The organism is uncultured Paraglaciecola sp., from assembly GCF_913020055.1.
Taxonomy (GTDB): domain Bacteria; phylum Pseudomonadota; class Gammaproteobacteria; order Enterobacterales; family Alteromonadaceae; genus Paraglaciecola.
The window spans coordinates 41,694-62,586 of record NZ_CAJWCF010000004.1; the positions used below are offsets into that span (position 1 = coordinate 41,694).

Here is a 20,893-nt window from a genome sequence, read left to right on the forward strand (position 1 = left end):
CTTTTTTGTATTTAGCGCTAAAGTTGTTATGCTTTTAAATCTTTAAACCTGCACCACTGAGTTATCAGCAATAGAGACGGGTGAAGGGACATAGGCATCTGCCTCCCAATCATTTTCCCATATTTTGTCATCAAGCAAATATCTAAACTGGTACTGTGAATCTTTGGCTAAATTAATAGTAGTAGTAAAATCACCGTTTTTTAGTTTCTTCATCGGTGATGTCGTCATATCCCACTCATTAAAGTCTCCCACTAAACGCGCCGAACCGGCAGCGTGAGCTTGGTTTTTGGGCAGCTTAAAAGTGACCTTGCACACTGCTTTAGATTTCAAATATTGCTTTTTAAACGCCATTGTATTTCTCCTGTTTACCTTAAGTATAAAATTATATTGTTGTATCGAAACTCTGTTTAACAAACACCTAAATGCGCAAAAGTTGGGCAACGAAGTTACTTTTTGGTGCGATTTTTAAGAAACTTTAAAAACATTAAGAAAATATAGTATCTTACTGATAATAATGGGTTTTATAATCTTGCTCTACTAACATAAGTATCTGTGTGACCAGATTACTGGTTGATTATTACATTTAGGTTTCATTACTTTTAATTTAGTGCAAAAAACATGCAAGATGTTATTCAAGGCGTGACTTAGTAACGTCGCCACTAGACCTACCGCTTAAATTTCTTTGAATACTGGCTGGGAGACAGCCCAGTGTGTTTTTTAAATAGTCGCGTAAAAGAACTAAGGTCATCATAACCCACGTGACTAACTATTCGTTCAATACTATCATGAGTAGTTTCAAGCTGTTTCTTTGCCGCTTCAATGCGTAAGGTCTGCAAATATTCCAATGGATTCTGTTCAGTGGCTTTTTTGAATCTACGATTAAATGTTCTTAGGGTCAGGTTAACCAATAAAGGTAAATCACTTACCGCGATTCTTTTAGTGTAGTGCGCTTCTAACCATTCTTGAACAATTAATATGTCGGGGTCTTGATGATATTTTTTGGTCAGAATATTGGCATAGGCAACTTGTTCTCCCCGATAAATATCGATCACATGTGCTTTAGCGGTCGTGGTTGCTACATCATGTCCACAATAACGTTCAATTAGTAACAACGCTAAATCGAACCATGCCATCCCACCTCCAGAACAGTAGATATTTTGTGCAGAAGTGATCATTTTTTCAGCGCAAAGATTAACTTGTGGATAACGGGATCTAAATAGACTTGCATAGCCCCAATGAGTGGTCGCCTCTTTACCATCTAATATTCCGGCTTCCGCTAACAGAAAAGCACCACTGCAGTTGCTGGCAATATCAGATCGATTAGCGAAGTGTTTTTTAATATGTGCCAACAAAGGGCGATTGTTTTTAATCACGCTACCCAACTCTCCGCCTATAGTTGGAATAAGCAGTAAGTCAGTATGATCAACATCTTCAATGGCAATATGACTATTAATAACAAGTTGATTGATACAGCGCACGGGACGTTTTTTAATCGAAGCAATTTGTACTTCGAAAAAAGGAGAGGGCTGCTGACCTTGCATGCGTTGCCAGGTGACTCCTGCCAAAGCAAATAGATCCAGTGCTCCTGTAATGGCACTAGCATAGGCCTGATCAAAGCCAAGAATGGTTACTTTAAACATAAGAAATAACTGCAATGATTAGTCATAAATAACAACTCGTTATATGTGTCGTAAATGACCATTAATATGTCATATATGACAGTTATAGCGAAGGGATAATTTTGCCAATCTACGCCTATCATTTTGAACAATTACAGTTTTTTCTGTAATCACTGGTTAAGGTTAGAAAATATGAGCAATGAACTGGTCAAACGTAAAGAACTAGCGTTTCAACTTTATGAATTATTAGATACAGAAAACTTATGCGAGCGAGAAAGGTTTGTTGAACATAATCGCGAAACTTTTGACGCTGTTATGGATATTGCTAACAAAATAGCCACCGAAAAATTTGCCACTCACAATGCCAAAGGTGACGCGAATGAACCCACCTTTGACGGTCAAAAAGTGACGATGATCCCTGAAGTTAAGGAAGCATTTGATGCTTATGTTGAATCAGGCCTAATTGCAGGGCGATTTGATTTCGATGAAGGTGGCATGCAATTACCTGAAACTATTATGACTGCTTGTGCTGGCTATTTTATGGCAGCGAATCCTTCAAGTACCGGTTACCCATTTTTAACCATTGCAGCGGCAAACGTCATCCGTAATTTTGCATCTCAGCAGTTAAAAGACGCTTTTATGCCAAAAATGTTAACTGGTGAATTTACCGGCACAATGGCATTGACTGAGCCTCACGCTGGTTCGTCGTTAGCTGATATTCATACCACTGCAATTAAACATGAAGACGGTAACTATCGACTAAAAGGTAATAAGATTTATATATCTGCTGGTGATCATGAATTATCTGACAATATCGTGCATTTAGTATTGGCCAAAATTCAAGGGGCCCCAGCCGGTGTAAAAGGTATTTCATTATTTGTGGTGCCTAAATTTCGTCTCGATGAAAATGGAAACCCAGCACAGCGAAATGACGTGGCTTTGGCAGGGCTTATTCACAAGATGGGGTACAGAGGGACAACTTCAACTGCGTTGAGTTTTGGCGAAAACCAAGACTGTCATGGTTATTTAATTGGAGAAGAACATCAAGGCTTGCGTTACATGTTCTTGATGATGAATGAAGCGCGTTTAGGGGTGGGTTTTGGTGCTGCAATGATTGGGTATAGCGGATATCAATACTCATTAGAATATGCCAAAGAACGCACCCAAGGCCGTGTTGCACCTAATAATAAACCTACAGACAATCCAGCGACTATTATTCAACATGGCGATGTCAAACGTATGCTTTTGGCACAAAAAGCCTATGTAGAAGGTGCGATGGCGTTATGCTTTTATGCAGCGCGTTTAGTTGATGATTCGCACACACTCACGTCTGATGATGAAAAACGACAAGCCTCTGAACTATTAGATCTGTTAACACCTATTGTCAAAGCTTGGCCTTCAGAGTTTGGACCTAAGGCCAATGATTTAGCAATCCAAGTGTTAGGTGGCGCAGGTTATACCCGTGAATACCCTGTTGAACAGTGTTGGCGTGACAATAGACTTAACCCAATTCACGAAGGCACCAATGGCATTCAAGCGTTAGATTTGCTAACTCGTAAATTATGGCAGGGGAATGGTTCAGGGTTAAAGTTATTACAACAAAGAATGCAAGACGACTTCAGTAAAATCACTGGGACCCAAAGCCAGCAGTTGATTGCAGCTTTGTTGCCTTATTTGCAACAAATGCAGTCATTGTTACCTTTACTTGGCCAACATTTAAAGTCTGAAAAGCAGCCGACCTTGTTAGCCAATGCCACTTGTTTCATGAATATATTTGGTCAAATCGTGATGAGCTGGATGTGGATCCGACAAGCAAATGTGGCGGAAAAAGCACTCAATAAGACCGACTTAACTGGCGAAGAAAAAGCATTCTATTTAGGTAAAGTTCAAGCCGCCAAATATTTTGTACGCTGGGAATTACCACTTGTGCAAAGAGATATTTCGTTGATAAATGATATGGATGACAGTTGCAGTGAAATGCAGGCTGAATGGTTTTAATTGATTGGTAAACACCACGTTATAAAATATTAATAGAGAATCATTATGAAAAATAAACAGTTTTTATTGGCATCTCGACCCGTAGGAAAGCCCACAAAAGAAAACTGGGATTTCGTTGAAAACGAAGTGCCTGAATTAGGCGACAATCAAATATTGGTTGAAGTGGAATATATCTCCTTAGATCCGGCCATGCGTGGTTGGATGAACGAAGGTAAGTCTTACATCGAACCTGTGCAAATTGGTGCGGTAATGCGCGCCGGTACAGTGGGTAAAGTGCTTAAGTCTACCAGTAGTCAGTTTGTAGAAGGTGATTACGTATATGGGCACTGTGGGGTTCAGAAGTATGCTGTGGTAGGTACTGAGGGCATACATAAAATAGATCCAAGTCTAGCGCCTTTAGAGCGTTACTTAGGTGTGTTGGGAATGCCCGGTATGACTGCTTATTTTGGTTTGCTGGATACAGGTTTACCAAAAGAGGGAGAAACCGTTGTGGTATCTGGTGCGGCAGGTGCAGTAGGCTCAGTGGTAGGACAAATCGCCAAAATAAAGGGGTGCCGAGTCGTGGGTATTGCTGGCGGAGCTGATAAATGTGCCTACCTAGTAAATGAATTAGGTTTTGATGCGGCTGTTGATTATAGAAATGAAAACGTAAAAAAGGCGTTACGAGCTGCATGTCCAAAAGGAATCGACGTATATTTTGACAATGTTGGTGGTGAGATACTTGACGATGTATTAACTCAAATCCGCATGAAAGCACGCATAGTAATTTGTGGTGCTATCAGTCAATACAACAATACAACCCCAGTAAAAGGTCCATCCAATTACCTGACTTTACTGGTAAATCGCGCCAGAATGGAAGGCATAGTAGTGTTTGATAATGTCGCTAATTATTCTAAAGCTGCCGCTGAAATGGCCGGTTGGATAGCCGAAGGAAAATTAATAGCAAAAGAACATGTGGTTAAGGGCATTGAACACTTCCCAGAGACATTACTAATGTTATTCAACGGTGAAAACATGGGTAAATTGGTACTAAAAGTAGAAACAAATTAATAATAGTGGGCATTGATCTATTTACACAGTGAGAAAAATTTTATGAAAAAAGATATTTTTGATTTAACCGGTAGAGTGGCGTTAGTTACTGGGGCAAGCCGAGGTATTGGTGAATCTATCGCAAGACTACTGGCTGCTTATGGTGCACGAGTAATCGTTTCTAGTCGCAAGATTGATGGTTGTGAAGCTGTTGCACAAAGCATTCGTGACGATGGTGGAGATGCAGTAGCTATGGCCTGTCATGTGGGTGAAATGGCGCAGATTCAAAATATTTTTGAACAGGTCAACGAAAAATATGGGCGTTTAGATATTTTAGTTAATAATGCCGCAGCTAATCCTTATTTTGGCAATATCCTAGACACAGACTTAGCTGCCTATGACAAAACTGTTGATGTGAATATTCGTGGATATTTCTTTATGTCGACTACAGCCGGCAAAATGATGAAGGAGCAGGGTGGTGGTGTAATTCTTAATACCGCATCGGTAAACGGTATATCACCAGGTATGGGACAAGGTATTTATTCTATTACTAAAGCTGCAGTCATCAGTATGACCAAGTCGTTTGCCAAGGAGTGTGGTGGGTTTAACATTAGAGTTAACGCTTTGTTGCCGGGTTTAACTGAGACAAAATTTGCCTCAGCACTTACCGGAAACGACAAAATTCTTAAAACAGCGTTAAGGCAAATACCTTTAGGAAGAACGGCTCAGCCAGATGAAATGGCCGGCACTGTTTTGTATCTCGTTTCCGATGCTTCAAGTTACACTACAGGTACTACTGTAGTGGTTGATGGTGGGTTTTTAAGTTAAATTTTACCCGTGAAATTATTTGTTTGAACGGCAACTACTAAGTTGTCGTTTTTATTTTTGCTTATCCCCATGATTACTGGCACTAAAGATAAAATTGAATAGAAGTTCATAATGAGGAATCTTTGAGTGTAAATAATGAATGACGAACACTCATAGGGGTTATACGGGGATTTGTATTTTTGTTTTGCCAGTCGCCCCTCAAATGCGTTTAAATAGCGTTGGGATATAACTCAATATTGTCAAAGGCTTACTGAATGTTCAAACTGAATAAAAAAGGCTTTTTATTAGCCACTGCTACCTCTTTTCTTTTTGCCTGTTCGGCAACCCAGACTACAGATTCAATCGTTATAAAAGCTGATGCGATACAACCGAAAATTATCAAGTCTGATAAGTCAATTGGCACTGACCCTCAATCAAAGTTATTAACTTTAGAACAAATCATGGGTGATCCAGATTGGATAGGTCGTCAACCTAGCTCTGCGTATTGGGCTGATGATAGTCAAAGTATTTATTACCAGCAAAAACAGCAAGCGTCACCCTTATCAGACTTATGGGAAAAACCACTAAGCGCAAAGGGCAATGGTACTAAGGTTGGGTTGACACAGTTACATATACACGATTATAAAAATCGAGTGTTTAATCAAGATAGGGATACTGCTGCTTGGGTATTTGAAGGTAATATATTTGTCAAAAACCTCTCCGAAAATACGTTAAAACAACTGACAAAAGATAATAGGCAACCACACAACTTAGTCTTTCTAAATGATGGACGTTTAAGTTTTCAAAGTGGTAACGCTCTTTACGCTCTTCACCCAGAACATGGCTTATATGAACAACTAGTCTCATGGAAGTTTGCTGATGAACCTACAGCCGTAGAAGAACCAGAAGACTATATTGCCGAACAGCAGCAACAATTAATTGAAGTGGTTGCATTAAAACGTCAACACAAAGAATTAGGTTTTGAGAAAAAGAAACAACTTGGGCAAAAAAACCTTAGCTTAGCGCCAGCTGAATTCTATTTTTCAGAAGGAAACGAGACCGCTAAAGCCAGTTTGTCGCCTAATGGCAAATGGCTAGTATTGGTAGAACAAGAAGAATCTACTTGGCGGGATGATGGTGACATTATGCCCAACTATATTAATGATGATGGAAGAATAGCTGCTGACAAGGTGCGTCGTAGAGTTGCTGACTCTAAACCTGGCCAACAGAGTATTTGGTTGCTCAATTTACAAGATAGAACCAAACGTAAACTCAGTTATAAAAGTTTGCCTGGGTATAACGAAGATGTATTGGAAGCAGTGAAAAGAGAGAATGCGAACGCCAAGGGAGAAACCTATGCTGCTAACCGTTTACCTAGAGATATTAACCTAATACAAGACTGGTATTGGACGCAAGGTGCGGTACAATGGCATAACAACGGCGAAAATGTCGCGGTCATGTTGGAAGCATGGGACAACAAAGACAGGTGGCTAGCGACGATTAATACCGAGAGCGGCACGTTAGTTAATCAACACCGCTTACATGATGATGCTTGGATTAATTATAAATTTAACAGTTTTGGCTGGTTAAATAATAGTGCTGAATTGTACTATTTGTCAGAGGAAACAGGTTATTCACAACTTTATGTTAAACCGTTAAATGGTCAGGCGAGGGCTGTTACTAACGGACGTTTTGAGGTCGACTCGTTGACCTTAACTTTCGACGATAAATTTATGTATTTTAAGGCAAATAAAAAACACCCAGGCATATACGAGATATACCGAGTTGCCTTAGCTGATTATACATTAGAAGCACTTACCACGTTAAATGGCATGACAGATTATCAATTAAGCCCTGATGAAAAATCATTATTGTTAACCCATTCAAGCCTAGTTCGTCCGCCAGAGTTATATTTGCAGTCAGTTGCAAATCAATCCGTTACCCAGCTCACCCATACAACTAGTCAGGCATTTTTAGACATGGAATGGCTTGCTCCTGATATTGTTCCAGTAAACTCTTCGCACACTGACCAACCTATCTATTCACGTGTTTATACACCTCGAAATATGCAACCAGGTTTAAAGGCTAAGGCTGTTGTGTTTAACCACGGCGCGGGTTATTTGCAAAACTCTCATCTTGGTTGGTCAGGTTACTTCAGAGAGTTTATGTTTCACAACTTGTTAGTGCAAAAAGGATACGTGGTACTAGATATGGATTATCGCGCATCGGCAGGGTATGGCAGAGATTGGCGTACCGCTATTTATCGACAAATGGGCACTCCTGAAATTGAAGACCTAAGAGATGGGATTGATTGGTTAGTTGAGAATGTGAATGTTGATCGCCAAAGGGTAGGTACATATGGTGGTTCTTATGGTGGTTTTATGACTTTTATGGCGCTGTTTAATGCACCTGATTTATTCCAAGCAGGGGCAGCATTAAGACCTGTTAGCGATTGGGCACACTACAATCATGGATATACTTCTAACATACTCAATACTCCTGATGTGGATCCTATTGCCTATGAAAGGAGCTCTCCAATTTACTTCGCCGAAGGATTAGAAAAGCCATTGCTTATCAACGCGCCAATGATAGACAGTAATGTTTTCTTTGTAGATGTAGTGAGATTAGTTCAGCGTTTAATTGAATTAGAAAAGGAAGATTTCGAAACGGCAATCTACCCAGTTGAATCACACGGCTTTGTACAACCAAGTTCATGGTTAGACGAGTACCGTAGAATTTATAAGTTGTTTGAAACTAATTTATAGATTTTGTATGTGTTGCGAGTAAAACAGCGGTTTTACTCGCAATGATTAGGGCATTGATTTGAATAGTTATATTTTTTGCCTATTGTTATGAATTTTATCTGCGACAAAATAAAACAAAATTATAATGCTACCTGTTATTGTGCCAAACAAATGGGCATCAATCGCTACATTAGCTTCGATTAATTGCGCAACATTTTCACTAGCGCCATATATTTGTTCATGACCTACTTTTAGCCAAACTCCCAGTAACATTATCCAACCGCTTTTAAATTTATTCTGAATATCAAAATAGGCGCCAATAATAAACAAGCCATGTAGTACCCCTGACAAACCTACATACCAAATCATTTGAGGCGCAAACAAAAACAGGCCACACGATGTACCCAAACACAAAGTGAAAAATAGAGTTACATAACGTTTTGTTTGGTAATACTGACCATGTAAAGCCCACAGTAAGGTTAAACCAACTATATTTAATACTAAATGCATACTATTAGTGTGTAGAAAATGCCCTGTTAACAGTCGCCACAATTGCAAGTTATTCAGTTGATGTCTGTCATACGCCAGAAAGTCACTACTCATAGGCTCTATTAAGGCCATAATAATACTAATAATGACTATTAACAGAGGGGCTAGACTGTATTTTATTTGAGTGGGTAGATTAAACATATAGTTATTATGGTTACTTTGTATACCTATAGTAACTAATTTCCATTCGATAAGTTAGAGCCGGTTAATTTTGAACAATATAAAAATATTGTCATTAAACAACGATAACTATTTGCAAATACAGTCATGCATCGTTAGTGTTCGAGCCTATTTATTGTTGTTGGGAAAATATGTGCGTTTTATAAAAATTTCATTTGTTTTTTGTATCGTTTTATTGATTAGTTTGCCATTACAGGGCAAACAAAAACGAGAAGACCGAGAGCCAGAAGCGGCAACAGGTTTACAACAAAAAAGCGCATTTCAAGCAAAAGACTTTATGGTAGTGGCTGCTAATCCATACGCGTCTTGGGCGGGTAAAAATATATTAGTTAATGGTGGTAATGCAATTGATGCCGCAATTGCGGTACAGGCTATGCTAACGTTAGTAGAACCCCAGTCTTCAGGTATAGGTGGTGGTGCGTTTATTCTTTATTGGGATAACAAAGCCAAAAAATTACATACTTATGACGGTCGAGAAACAGCTCCCTCCAAAGCAAAAATTGATTTGTTTTTGGATGATGGAAAACCCGTTAAATGGATTGATGCAGTTGTAGGAGGTAAATCCATAGGTGTACCTGGGGTGCTAAAAGCACTTGATATGGCACATAAAGAATTTGGCACCTTAGATTGGTCAACACTGTTTACTGATACCATTTCCCTAGCGAAAAATGGTTTTACCGTTTCAAATCGTCTCGCTTCTTTATTAGAGCGCAAAATTCATCCCGGCCTTAACCAATTTAGAACGTCCTCTATTTATTTTTACCCTGGTGGCAAACCTCTCACTGAAGGTTCTGTTAAAAAGAACGCTGCGTTAGCTCGCACTTTAACTACCATAGCTAAAGATGGTGCTGAGAGTTTTTACAACGGTAAACTTGCTGAGAATATTGCAGGCGCAGCACAGTTTTCAATTATTAATCCAGGCTTGTTAACTTCGCAAGACATAGCAGAGTATAAAGCCGTTAAACGGTCACCCGTTTGCGGCAGTTATCGCACTTATCAGATATGCGGTATGGCGCCACCAAGCTCAGGTGGTATTAATGTATTACAGATATTACGCACTTTAGAGCCTTTTAATATGGGCCAATATCCAATTGACTCTATTCAAACCGTTCACTTATTTACCCAAGCTTCTAGGTTGGCTTATGCTGATAGAGAGATGTACATTGCTGATAGCGACTTCAGTCGAATTCCTTTCAGTGCGTTGTTAAGTAAACGTTATTTGGCAGAACGCTCAAGGAAAATTAGCTTAGATAAAGACATAGGTAAAACTTTGGCAGGTAAACCTTTTCTTATCTCCAATTTTTCTAAAGGTCAAACCCTTGAACAGCCCAATACTAGCCATATCAGTATTGTCGATAAAGAGGGCAATGCAGTTTCTATGACAACCAGTATTGAGTTCGCCTTTGGCTCAGGGGTGATGGTGGATGGATTCTTATTAAATAATCAGCTTACTGATTTTTCATTTAATCCTTATAGATATAATGATGCAGTGCTTAATAGGGTTGAACCTAAAAAACGCCCCCGAAGTGCGATGAGTCCTACCATGGTTTTCGATGAAACCGGTCAACTGATTCTTGCCATAGGTTCACCAGGAGGAAGTCGTATTGTGAGTTACGTCGCACAGACTATTATGGGTGTTCTTGATTGGGGGTTAGATATACAACAAGCCATCAATTTACCTAAAGTGACTAATAGGAATGACTATACAGCGTTAGAAAAAGGTACTGAAGTTGAAGGCTTAAAACCAGTTCTTGAAAAAATGGGGCACAAAGTCCAAATTAGAGATTTAAACAGCGGTTTACATGGCATCCAAATAATCGACGGAGTACTGATTGGCGGTGCAGATCCTAGGCGTGAAGGTGTTGCAGTAGGGTTATAGGCTGGAAGCCTATTCCACACTCACTTCATCAACCTTCCAATCTTTGTCTACTTTTATCAATTCCACTAAACGCATGTCTTTAATAATATCACCATCTAATTCTCCCTCAAAAAACAATGATATTTTGGCGTCTTTAGCGAATTCATTTCGGCCAGCACTGCGTGTGCTGGGTTGAATTTTGACCTTATCGAATCGCATATTTAACACGTGTTTTTGTACGCCTTTGTTAGTGTGATATGAACGCATTAATCGCTCCATTTTTGGCGTGCTTAATTTAATGGCTCCTTCTAAATTTTTACTGTGATAAATATGTTCGAAAAACTCAATGGCTGCGAATTCAGGAATATCACTATCTAACATTCCGAATTTCCCTCCGCCTTTTTTTACTGGGGCTTCTTCACATGCGATGAAAAAAAGAGAAAATATTAAGATAAAGCTGATATTTTTTAGCATGTTAGATTCCATAAATTATATTTAAGCTTATTTTTATAGTTTCATCTTATCCTGTTTTTTGATAGACCAAAAGAAAAGGGAGGCTAGTGCCTCCCTTTTAATAAAAAAAGATGTAAACAAAGTTTACAATATTATCAATTTATACGGTTATTGAATATTTTCTGAATCAGAAAACTCACCGGCAAACAAAGGACTACTCAAATAACGCTCAGATGCGCTGGCTAAGATAACCACTATGATTTTGTTGGCATTCTCTGGCTTTTCTGCCCAACGTTTGGCTGCAACTACAGCGGCACCTGAAGAAATGCCGGCTAAAATGCCTTCTTCCTTCATTAGACGATGGGTCATTGCCATACATTCTTCATTACTGACTTGCTCAACAGCATCAACAGTGTCTAGGTCTAGGTTGCCAGGGATAAAACCAGCGCCTATTCCCTGAATTTTGTGAGGACCAGGAGTAAGTGCTTCACCTGCTTTGGCTTGAGTGATGACTGGAGAATCAGTGGGCTCAACTGCCACAGTAGTGATAGCTTTGCCTTGGGTATTCTTGATATAACGGCTTACACCAGAAATGGTTCCGCCAGTTCCAACACCAGCAACAAAAATATCTATTTTACCGTCTGTATCATTCCAAATCTCTGGGCCAGTGGTTTTTTCATGAATTTCAGGGTTGGCTGGATTTTCAAATTGATGCATAGGAATATACTTTGAAGGATCGGATGCTACAATTTCATTTGCAGCAGCAATCGCTCCTTTCATTCCTTTAGGCGCTTCTGTTAAGACTAAATTTGCGCCCATGGCTTTAAGTAACTTACGACGCTCTAAGCTCATTGAGCTAGGCATGGTTAAGGTGATCTTATACCCTCTAGATGCTGCTACAAATGCTAACGCGATCCCGGTATTTCCACTTGTTGCTTCCACTATTTCGTTACCTGGTTTAAGTAAGCCTTTTTTCTCGGCATCCCAAATCATGTTTGCGCCTATACGGCACTTAACACTGAAGCTTGGATTTCTGGATTCAATTTTTGCGTAAACGTTGCCACCGGTAACTCGATTGAGTTTAACCAAAGGTGTTTTACCAATAGCGAGTGAATTGTCGTCGTATACTTGCATAGTTATTTCCTTGCTTAATATTTTTATTTTTAACAGTGTAACCTTAATTGGTACACCGTCTATCAGTAATTGTAGCGCCTATTTTCTTAATATTTATCAAACAACAACTGGCCCTATAAATATTATTGATACATATAGCCTATAAAACTGTTTTATCATAATGACATTCATAACTATAGGTAAGGGTAGAAGGCTTTATTTAAAGAGCTTTTTCGCTATATCTTATGGTTAATTTTTTGTTAATGATTTTTGAGGTTTTAAATGGCGTTTAATGGAACAGAAAAATATATTGCTAGCCGCGAGTTACAACTTGCTGTTAACGCGGCTATCACGTTAGAAAAACCGTTATTAATTAAGGGGGAGCCGGGCACGGGTAAAACCATGTTGGCTGAAGAATTGGCAAAAAGTTTAGATGCCAATCTAATCCAGTGGCATATTAAATCTACAACAAAAGCCCAGCAAGGTTTATATGAATACGATGCTGTTTCTCGTCTGCGTGACTCGCAGCTAGGTGATGAAAAGGTCCATGATATTGGCAATTACATTGTTAAAGGTAAGTTGTGGCAGGCATTTGATGCAGAAAAACGCACCATATTATTGATTGATGAAATAGACAAAGCCGATATTGAGTTTCCAAATGATCTGTTGTTAGAGCTGGATAAAATGGAATTTTTTGTTTATGAAACACAACAGGTTATCAAAGCCAAACGACGTCCAATTGTAATCATTACATCGAACAATGAAAAAGAATTACCTGACGCATTCTTACGACGTTGTTTTTTCCATTATATTCAGTTTCCTGATGCCCAAGAGATGCGTCAAATTGTGGATGTACACTTTCCGGAAATTAAGAAAATACTTCTTAACCAAGCGTTACAATCATTTTTCGATCTACGTGATGTACCTGGTTTGCGTAAAAAACCTTCTACATCAGAATTGCTAGATTGGTTAAAATTATTAGTGGCTGAAGACATTCCAGCTGAAGCATTACAAAACAAAGACGGCAAACAAAGTATTCCACCTTTATATGGCGCTTTGTTGAAGAATGAACAAGATATCCACTTGTTCGAAAAATTGGTCTTTATGGCGCGCCGTTAATGTTAATTGATTTCTTTTTTAAACTCAGAGAATACAAACTGTCAGTGAGTCTAAGAGAGCTTCTCGACTTACTTAAGGCACTTGAAAAAGGTGTGATATTTGCCAGTGTTGATGATTTTTATATATTAGCCAAACTGGTAATGGTTAAGGATGAGAGTCAGTACGATAAGTTTGATAGGGCGTTTGCAGATTATTTTGAAGGTGTGCAAAGCATTGATCTTTTTGGTAAAGATATCCCTGAAGAATGGTTGAAAAATGCATTGGAACGACATTTTAGTGAAGAAGAAAAGGCACAAATTAAAGCTTTGGGTGGCCTTGAAGAACTGATGAAAACCCTCAAAGAACGTTTGGCTGAACAAGAAAAACGTCATCAAGGTGGTAATAAATGGATTGGTACGGGAGGCACATCACCCTTTGGTGCTAACGGTTACAATCCTCAAGGCGTGCGTATAGGCCAAGAAGGAAATAGGAATTTTTCAGCTGCTAAAGTGTGGGATAAAAGAGAGTTTAAGAACCTAGCCGGTGATGTTGAATTAGGCACCCGTAATATAAAAGTAGCCCTGAGAAAACTGCGTAAATTTGCCCGTACAGGAGCAACTGAAGAACTCGACATCCCAACTACTATAGGCTCTACCGCTAAGAACGCTGGGTTACTTGATATTCATATGGTGCAAGAGCGACACAACGCGGTAAAAGTATTGATGTTTTTTGATGTAGGTGGCTCAATGGACGCACACATTAAAGAGTGTGAAGAATTGTTTTCTGCGGTACATACTGAATTTAAATATCTTGAATATTTCTATTTTCATAATTGTGTTTATGAGGGCGTTTGGAAAGACAACAAAAGGCGTGACAGAGAAGTTATTCCGATTGCCAATATCATTCACAAATATGGTGCTGACTATAAGTTAATATTTGTAGGTGATGCCACCATGGGGCCTTATGAAATTACCTATCCTGGAGGCAGTGTAGAACATTGGAATGAAGAAGCGGGTTCTGTATGGATGCAACGTTTACTTAATCATTTTGAACATGCAATATGGCTTAACCCGCAGTTGAGTCAGTACTGGAATTATTATGCGTCAGTTAGCATAATGAAAGAACTGATGACAGAAAGAATGTTCCCCCTCACGCTAGATGGAATAGGGGAGGGAATTAAAAGCTTAACTAAAAGAAGTGGATAAAATAGTCAGTTATGGAAAAATCAACAGACTTAGCAATAAATCAAATAAAAAAACAAGCAGATAATGATGTAGAGTCTAGCGCGCTAGACTCTACTGAACACAATCCACATCTTACCCGCAAAGAAACACGACAAATTGTCACTCCATATGCGTTTTTTGTATCTGATGATTTATTAGGTACGCCTCTGGCAGGACCTTTTCGAAGAGGTTTTGCATTACTAATCGATTTAGTATTTATTGCCTTATTAACCCAGGTAAGCAGTTTGGTTTTGGCAGCTGTAGCAGCTTGGACTTTTTTCAGAGCAGGCAATCGATTAAAAACAAAGAAACGTTTCAATGGGGCTCGCATATTTTTAAGGCTACTTGTTGCTTTGTTGTTGTTTGTTGTTGCTATGGGCATTGTGGATGAAATTAATGAAAATGATGCATTTGATAATAATCAGCCTGACGTGTCAGAAAGCAACGATATTAACGTAGGTGGAATTGAAATAGTTGCAATAACGGCAAAGTATTTGTTAGAGACTAAGGAAATGAAAGAAAAAATCACTGCAGGCGATTGTGAACCTGCCTATGACTGCGTTGAAACCTTAGGTGAAGAACTTATTCAAGACATTATAGATATTGGCTTTAATAAAGACGCTATTGATGGCGTATTAGAAGGTTATCTTTCAGCAGTTTCAGAAAACCTTAATACAGAGCAACAAGCTGAGTTATCGAACCATTTACTGAATATTGTTGCGACGAACTATAAATCTGAAAGCTTAGAAGAACCTTTATCTACTGAAGTAAAAGTTAATAAGGCATTAGAGAATAAGGAAAATACGAAGTCCAAGGGCTTACTTAACTGGTTAGAAGATTTAGTAGAAGAGCTAGGTCTGGGTTTTGGTTGGGCAGCGTTTTATTTCAGTATTTTTACTGCTTGGTGGAAAGGGCAAACTCCAGGAAAAAAATTAATGGGTATGAAGGTTATTAAGCTTGATAATAAGGCATTAAATTTATGGGAAAGTTTTGGTCGTTATGGCGGCTATGCAGCAGGTTTTGCCACAGGATTAACCGGGTTTTTACAGGTCTTTTGGGACCCGAATCGTCAAGCTATTCAAGATAAAATATCTGAAACCCTAGTAATTGATTTGCGTAAACCCAAAGTACATTTTGTTAAAGAGATGACGGAATAACATTAATGGCCAATAGAATCACTCAGTTGTTAGGCCATTGGTCCGAAAACCGAGATCAACATTTATGGGTTTTAGCAACAATCGTTGAAACAGACGGCTCATCATATAGAAAAGCCGGAGCCATGATGTTAATAAACGACATGGGACAATATTTTGGTTTATTAAGTGGAGGCTGTTTAGAGTCAGACATTATGCGTCAAGCTAGGCGTTGTTGGGACAATCAACAAAATCGAATTATTGAATATGATATGCGTGAAGAAGAAGATCTTGCATGGCAACTGGGAATTGGTTGCGGTGGTATGGTAAGGATTCTGCTGCAACCCGTTAACTCAGACAATTCCTATCTAAATCTCGATGAATTAAATAGTTGTTTAGGGCAAAGACAACATGTTGAGTATCACCAACAAGTCGATGAAGGTTTTCCACAAAATGAAGTGCTGCCGATCATAGACGAGTTACAAACTGCTGTTGCTACAAAGAATAAGATTCGGTCTGCAGACGTTTTTGTTCAACAGTTGAGTCCCGCACCATTGTTGGCGGTCTTCGGCGCGGGTGTAGATGCAAAACCTGTGGTAGGCATTGCGGCTGAATTGGGTTGGCAAGTGATACTTATTGATCCTAGGGTAGGCTACGCCAAAACCGAGTTTTTTCTTAAGGCTAAGCAGATTATTCGACAGCCAATAGACGAATTACAAAACGCGACATGGTTAACACAAATAGATATTGCGCTGGTATTAACTCACAACATTAAACTGGATGCACAAGCATTAAAATTAGTGCAAAACAGTAGCGCTAAATATGTTGGATTACTCGGGCCTACTCATCGTACCGATAGAGTTTTGGATATTGCAAAATTGACTAGGAGTAATTTAAGTAAACCACTAGCGAACCCAGTAGGTTTGCGTCTAGGTGGTGAGTTGCCAGAATCAATCGCGTTATCCATGTTATCTGAAGCACATGCGATTCTAGAAAATGCCAACGCTTTATCCATCAGTGGCGTATTAAATCAGTGAAAACAGAGTTGATCATGTTGGCCGCAGGACAAAGCAAACGTTTTAACGGAATAAAACAATTGGCTGACATACAAGGGCAGCCGATGATTTGCCATTGCCTTTCACATTATTGTCAAGGTGATAAGTGGATCAATGGCATTACTAATGGATACGTTGTGTTAGGTTCAAATGCAGAGTCTATTTGTAAGGTACTTCCAGCCAATATTAATCAGTTTGTAGTTGATTCTTGGCCATTAGGAATGGGGCATTCTTTGGCTCAAAGTATACAATTAATTGCAAATGACACTACTCATATATTGATTTGTTTAGCCGACCAGGTTGCACTTAATCAGCAACTTATTTTAAAAATGTTAGAACAAACAAGCCGATTCCCAAATCATATTATTGCTGCTAGTTATGCGAATAAGGTAGGGGTGCCTGCAATATTTCCAAGGCAGTATTTGTCTGAATTAGCTCAAATGACAGGGGACAATGGCGCCAAATCACTGCTCCAAAAATATTCTCAACAGGTTCTCGCTGTTGATATGCCAGAAGCCGCTTTTGATATTGATACGATTGAAGATTTAAACGCTTTGTTAGTTAAATCAAGGTATGTTGAATAGCTAACGCATAGGGCTTATTCTTTATGTAAACAACTAATCAGTCAGGCCTTATGCAAGATAAACAACCAAACAGTGAACGTATGTCACTCATTCGACACGCCATAGTGTTTCAATTGAAATTGGGTTTAGATGCGTTACGTGATGTTTTGATGAGTCCCATTTCTATCGTCTTAGTCGTAACAGACATCATTCTGGCTCATAATTCTAAACAAAGTTATTTCTTGAAATTAATGAGGATCGGGCGAAAGAGTGATCATTGGATCAATTTATTTGGTGTTAACTTGCCCAGCGCAGAAACGGAAGATAAAAATGACACCGCGGATAGTAATGTTGATGACTGGTTTTCGAAAATTGAAGAGGTGATCAAAGAACAACAAGTTGACGGTAAACTTTCGCAATTAGGCAAAGAAAAACTTCAACAATATTATAGACGAATGAATCAACCTAAAGACTTGCCTGAAGATGAAGGCAAAGCTAACTAACCTGAACTAAAAAGACTGAAAACCTAGTTGTTTCAAACAACGTTTAACAAATTAGGTTAAAGCGCATAATCTTTATGTCCCACAACTACCTCTTTAAAATTGATAACTCAGCCCAATATCCGTTGTATGAAACAAAATAAACGATTAAGCCAAAGCATCCTCTATTCAGTCATTGGGATTACGATGTTGTGGTGTATTAAATCCGCTCAGATATTGTTCAACTTAGATCTTTCCTTTATGGGATTGGTACCTTTAGAAGTGCACGGTATGTTAGGTATACTGACAGCGCCTTTGGTGCATGGGTCTTTAGAGCATATCTTCAATAATACTTTCGCCATCCTAATTTTGGCTAGCTTTTTGTATTACGGTTACCCTAAATCTTGGTGGAAAGTTTTAAGTCTAGTGTGGGTATTGTCCGGTATTGGGGTGTGGTTGTTTGCCAGACCAGCCACACACATAGGTGCGAGCGGTTTGACTCATGGTTTATTTTTCTTTTTATTTGTAGCCAGTATTTTTCGTCGTGATAAAAGTTCTGTGGCAATAATGATGATTGCTTTTTTACTTTATGGTGGCATGACAATGACTATTTTCCCTAGGGAAGAAGGTATTTCTTTTGAATATCATTTTTTTGGTGCCTTAGCAGGTGTTATAGCTGCCCTAATTTGGAGAAACAGTGATCCAAAACCAGCGGAGAAACGCTACGAATGGGAAAGCGAAGACTTTGATAATGATACAGAGATAAACTTTGATGAAGAATGGCAAATCCAAGATCCATCCGAATTAGATGACAAACCGAGACTACATTAATGCCCGATACCCAGCAAAACACATCCGAGATAAACGATAAGTTTAGTTTGTTACTAAGAGTTAGATATGGGGAATGTGACGCTCAGCAAGTTGTGTTTAATGCTCGTTATGCAGATTATATCGATGTCGCTATGACTGAATATTTCAGAGTGGCTGTAGATGGTTTTCAAGCTTTGCTTGATAGAGGCTTGGATAATCAGGTGGTAAGTTTACATATTGATTGGCTTTCTTCTGCTTGCTTTGATGATGTTTTGGCCATTAATGTCACAACCCAAAGAGTGGGTAACACATCTTATACTTTTGATGTGTCAATCAACGACTTTTCTTCACAAAAAATAATTGCCAATTGCACTATTACTTATGTGATGGTCGACACTCAAAACTATCAAAAGACCCCCGTTCCAGATTGGTTACGAGCAAAACTGTGTAGCCCAGCACCTTTGCCCTTAATTAACCATGCAGGTGTGCTTACATAGCCTGAATACGTATGCATTAAGTTGTTGATTTACCTAGACTCAAGGTACTCTCTACTCTTACCATCTACTTTTTATTAACAGCTGCGAAAGATCTGTCATTCAGCCGTATTTCATAGCTGCTTTAGAGAATATTTAATGCACAAAACAAAACCCCAATTAAACTTTTGGCAAATCTGGAATATGTGTTTTGGATTTTTAGGGATCCAATTTGGCTTTGCTCTACAAAACTCTAATGTTAGCCGAATATTTGAAGCTTTAGGTGCTGACTATAGCAATCTAGCCATTCTTTGGGTGGCAGCGCCCATTACGGGGTTAATTGTACAACCTATTATCGGTTATATGAGTGATAACACTTGGAATCGTTTAGGTAGAAGAAGGCCTTATTTTTTATGGGGAGCAATTGCTGCAAGTTTGTCATTGTTCATTATGCCCAACTCACCAACACTTTGGTTAGCTGCCGGTATGTTATGGGTTATGGACGCCTCGATTAATGTTTCGATGGAACCCTTTAGAGCATTTGTGGGTGACATGTTACCCAAAAAACAAAGAGCCATGGGTTATGCAAAGCAAACTTTTTTTATTGGTGTGGGTGCGGTTGTAGCCTCGGCATTGCCTTGGATGATGACCAATTGGTTTGATATAAGTAACGTTGCGCCAGCGGGTATGATCCCTGATTCGGTTAAGTTCTCTTTTTATGCCGGTGGTAGTATCTTCTTTGTTGCAGTGCTTTGGACTGTACTATCTACAAAAGAATATTCACCTGAACAGCTAGAAGCCTTTGAAGAAGCGCTAGCTGCGGAGCAGAAAACGCCAATTGAGGCACAAGTTACCCGCGCTAGTAGTAAATATATTAAAGGTGGAGTCATTTATTCTGTCATTGGTTTAGCTCTGTATTTTATAATTTCAAGTAATATGCAACACCTAAATAAGAACTTATACATATTAGCAGGCGGTTTGGCCGCGTTTGGTGTTTGCCAATTGATTGCCGGTTATCTAGCTAAAAATGGCTCTACCAGCAATGGTTTTTCTGAAGTTATGAACGATCTATTTGCCATGCCTCAGGCTATGCGTCAGTTGGCGGTTGTACAATTTTTCTCATGGTTCCCTCTGTTTTCCATGTGGATATACACCAACTCCGCGGTAACGTCATATCACTATGCAAGTACCGACGTAACATCAGCTATTTATAACGAAGGTGCTGATTGGGTTTCTATCTTGATGGCAACATACAATGGTGTTTCAATTTTTGCGGCAATTATCATTCCTATAGTCGTCAGATTCTCTAACTTGCAATTTGCCCATTTGATTAACCTTAGTTTGGGCGGTTTAGGCTTTATTTCCTTTATTTTTATCAAAGATCCCGCTTGGTTAGTATTGTCGATGGTTGGGGTGGGATTTGCTTGGGCTTCGATTTTGTCGGTACCTTATGCCATTTTATCCAATGTATTACCCGCCAAAAAAATGGGTGTGTATATGGGCATATTTAACTTCTTTATCGTTATTCCTCAAATACTAGCGGCCAGTATTTTAGGATTTCTGATCACTAAGGTTTTCGATAATCAACCCGTTTATGCATTAGTTTTGGGGGGGGGCAGTATGTTGATTGCCGGTGTTATGACCCTTCGTGTCAAGATCCCTGAGTAGGAGTTTAATTTTGTTAGTATCTAATAAAAAGTTTGTCGGCG

The 20,893-nt window shown here is 39.0% G+C and carries 19 protein-coding genes; 14 read left to right on the forward strand and 5 right to left on the reverse strand.

The window, feature by feature from the left end:
- Positions 1 to 42: 42 nt before the first annotated feature.
- Entirely contained in the window at positions 43 to 351 is a 309-nt protein-coding gene (locus tag QZ488_RS01730) for an isoamylase early set domain-containing protein (protein WP_293745907.1), read from the reverse strand.
- A 314-nt stretch (positions 352 to 665) separates the two neighbouring features.
- On the reverse strand, positions 666 to 1,640 hold the full coding sequence (locus QZ488_RS01735; RefSeq protein ID WP_293745908.1) for a helix-turn-helix domain-containing protein: 975 nt from the start codon (positions 1,638 to 1,640) through the stop codon (positions 666 to 668).
- 171 nt (positions 1,641 to 1,811) lie between these two features.
- Here QZ488_RS01735 and QZ488_RS01740 point away from each other — a divergent pair, with 171 nt between their 5' ends.
- From QZ488_RS01740 to QZ488_RS01755, 4 genes are all read left to right on the forward strand, one after another.
- Complete coding sequence (locus tag QZ488_RS01740; protein ID WP_293745909.1) at positions 1,812 to 3,617, forward strand: acyl-CoA dehydrogenase; 1,806 nt, start codon at positions 1,812 to 1,814, stop codon at positions 3,615 to 3,617.
- Between the two features lie 45 nt (positions 3,618 to 3,662).
- Positions 3,663 to 4,667, forward strand: coding sequence for an NADP-dependent oxidoreductase (locus QZ488_RS01745; protein ID WP_293745910.1), 1,005 nt, complete (start codon positions 3,663 to 3,665; stop codon positions 4,665 to 4,667).
- A gap of 42 nt (positions 4,668 to 4,709) precedes the next feature.
- Entirely contained in the window at positions 4,710 to 5,474 is a 765-nt protein-coding gene (locus tag QZ488_RS01750) for an SDR family oxidoreductase (protein ID WP_293745911.1), read from the forward strand.
- Positions 5,475 to 5,728: 254 nt separating this feature from the next.
- On the forward strand, positions 5,729 to 8,218 hold the full coding sequence (locus QZ488_RS01755) for a prolyl oligopeptidase family serine peptidase (RefSeq protein ID WP_293745912.1): 2,490 nt from the start codon (positions 5,729 to 5,731) through the stop codon (positions 8,216 to 8,218).
- Positions 8,219 to 8,284: 66 nt separating this feature from the next.
- Here QZ488_RS01755 and rrtA read toward each other — a convergent pair whose 3' ends face one another.
- Positions 8,285 to 8,887: a rhombosortase gene (gene rrtA, locus QZ488_RS01760; protein ID WP_293745913.1), complete on the reverse strand. Its 603-nt coding sequence runs from the start codon at positions 8,885 to 8,887 to the stop codon at positions 8,285 to 8,287.
- 181 nt (positions 8,888 to 9,068) lie between these two features.
- Between rrtA and ggt the strand changes: the two genes are divergently transcribed.
- Positions 9,069 to 10,805 carry a gamma-glutamyltransferase gene (ggt, locus tag QZ488_RS01765; protein ID WP_293745947.1) on the forward strand — a complete coding sequence of 579 codons (1,737 nt, stop codon included), beginning with the start codon at positions 9,069 to 9,071 and terminating at the stop codon, positions 10,803 to 10,805.
- Between the two features lie 9 nt (positions 10,806 to 10,814).
- Here the strand turns inward: ggt and QZ488_RS01770 are convergent, their stop codons facing one another.
- Together QZ488_RS01770 and cysK are read right to left on the reverse strand one after the other, a co-directional pair.
- Positions 10,815 to 11,258, reverse strand: coding sequence for a hypothetical protein (locus tag QZ488_RS01770; RefSeq protein WP_293745914.1), 444 nt, complete (start codon positions 11,256 to 11,258; stop codon positions 10,815 to 10,817).
- Between the two features lie 147 nt (positions 11,259 to 11,405).
- A complete protein-coding gene (cysK, locus tag QZ488_RS01775) occupies positions 11,406 to 12,371 on the reverse strand; it encodes a cysteine synthase A (protein WP_293745915.1) in 966 nt (321 codons plus the stop codon).
- A gap of 261 nt (positions 12,372 to 12,632) precedes the next feature.
- Here cysK and QZ488_RS01780 point away from each other — a divergent pair, with 261 nt between their 5' ends.
- The 9 genes from QZ488_RS01780 (at position 12,633) to QZ488_RS01820 (ending at position 20,852) form a co-directional block, all read left to right on the forward strand.
- Complete coding sequence (locus QZ488_RS01780) at positions 12,633 to 13,469, forward strand: MoxR family ATPase (RefSeq protein ID WP_293745916.1); 837 nt, start codon at positions 12,633 to 12,635, stop codon at positions 13,467 to 13,469.
- The gene (locus tag QZ488_RS01785) at positions 13,469 to 14,653 is read left to right on the forward strand and encodes a hypothetical protein (RefSeq protein ID WP_293745917.1); all 1,185 of its coding nucleotides are present in this window, start codon (positions 13,469 to 13,471) and stop codon (positions 14,651 to 14,653) included. The genes QZ488_RS01780 and QZ488_RS01785 overlap by 1 nt, the downstream gene beginning before the upstream one ends.
- 11 nt (positions 14,654 to 14,664) lie before the next feature.
- Entirely contained in the window at positions 14,665 to 15,828 is a 1,164-nt protein-coding gene (locus tag QZ488_RS01790; protein ID WP_293745918.1) for an RDD family protein, read from the forward strand.
- Positions 15,829 to 15,833: 5 nt separating this feature from the next.
- The gene (locus QZ488_RS01795; protein WP_293745919.1) at positions 15,834 to 16,841 is read left to right on the forward strand and encodes an XdhC/CoxI family protein; all 1,008 of its coding nucleotides are present in this window, start codon (positions 15,834 to 15,836) and stop codon (positions 16,839 to 16,841) included.
- The gene (locus QZ488_RS01800) at positions 16,838 to 17,443 is read left to right on the forward strand and encodes a nucleotidyltransferase family protein (protein ID WP_293745920.1); all 606 of its coding nucleotides are present in this window, start codon (positions 16,838 to 16,840) and stop codon (positions 17,441 to 17,443) included. The genes QZ488_RS01795 and QZ488_RS01800 overlap by 4 nt, the downstream gene beginning before the upstream one ends.
- A 50-nt stretch (positions 17,444 to 17,493) precedes the next feature.
- Positions 17,494 to 17,925 carry a hypothetical protein gene (locus QZ488_RS01805; RefSeq protein WP_293745921.1) on the forward strand — a complete coding sequence of 144 codons (432 nt, stop codon included), beginning with the start codon at positions 17,494 to 17,496 and terminating at the stop codon, positions 17,923 to 17,925.
- A gap of 126 nt (positions 17,926 to 18,051) precedes the next feature.
- Positions 18,052 to 18,732: a rhomboid family intramembrane serine protease gene (locus QZ488_RS01810; protein ID WP_293745922.1), complete on the forward strand. Its 681-nt coding sequence runs from the start codon at positions 18,052 to 18,054 to the stop codon at positions 18,730 to 18,732.
- The gene (locus tag QZ488_RS01815; RefSeq protein ID WP_293745923.1) at positions 18,732 to 19,208 is read left to right on the forward strand and encodes a thioesterase family protein; all 477 of its coding nucleotides are present in this window, start codon (positions 18,732 to 18,734) and stop codon (positions 19,206 to 19,208) included. The genes QZ488_RS01810 and QZ488_RS01815 overlap by 1 nt, the downstream gene beginning before the upstream one ends.
- 135 nt (positions 19,209 to 19,343) lie before the next feature.
- A complete protein-coding gene (locus QZ488_RS01820) occupies positions 19,344 to 20,852 on the forward strand; it encodes an MFS transporter (RefSeq protein ID WP_293745924.1) in 1,509 nt (502 codons plus the stop codon).
- Positions 20,853 to 20,893: the final 41 nt, after the last annotated feature.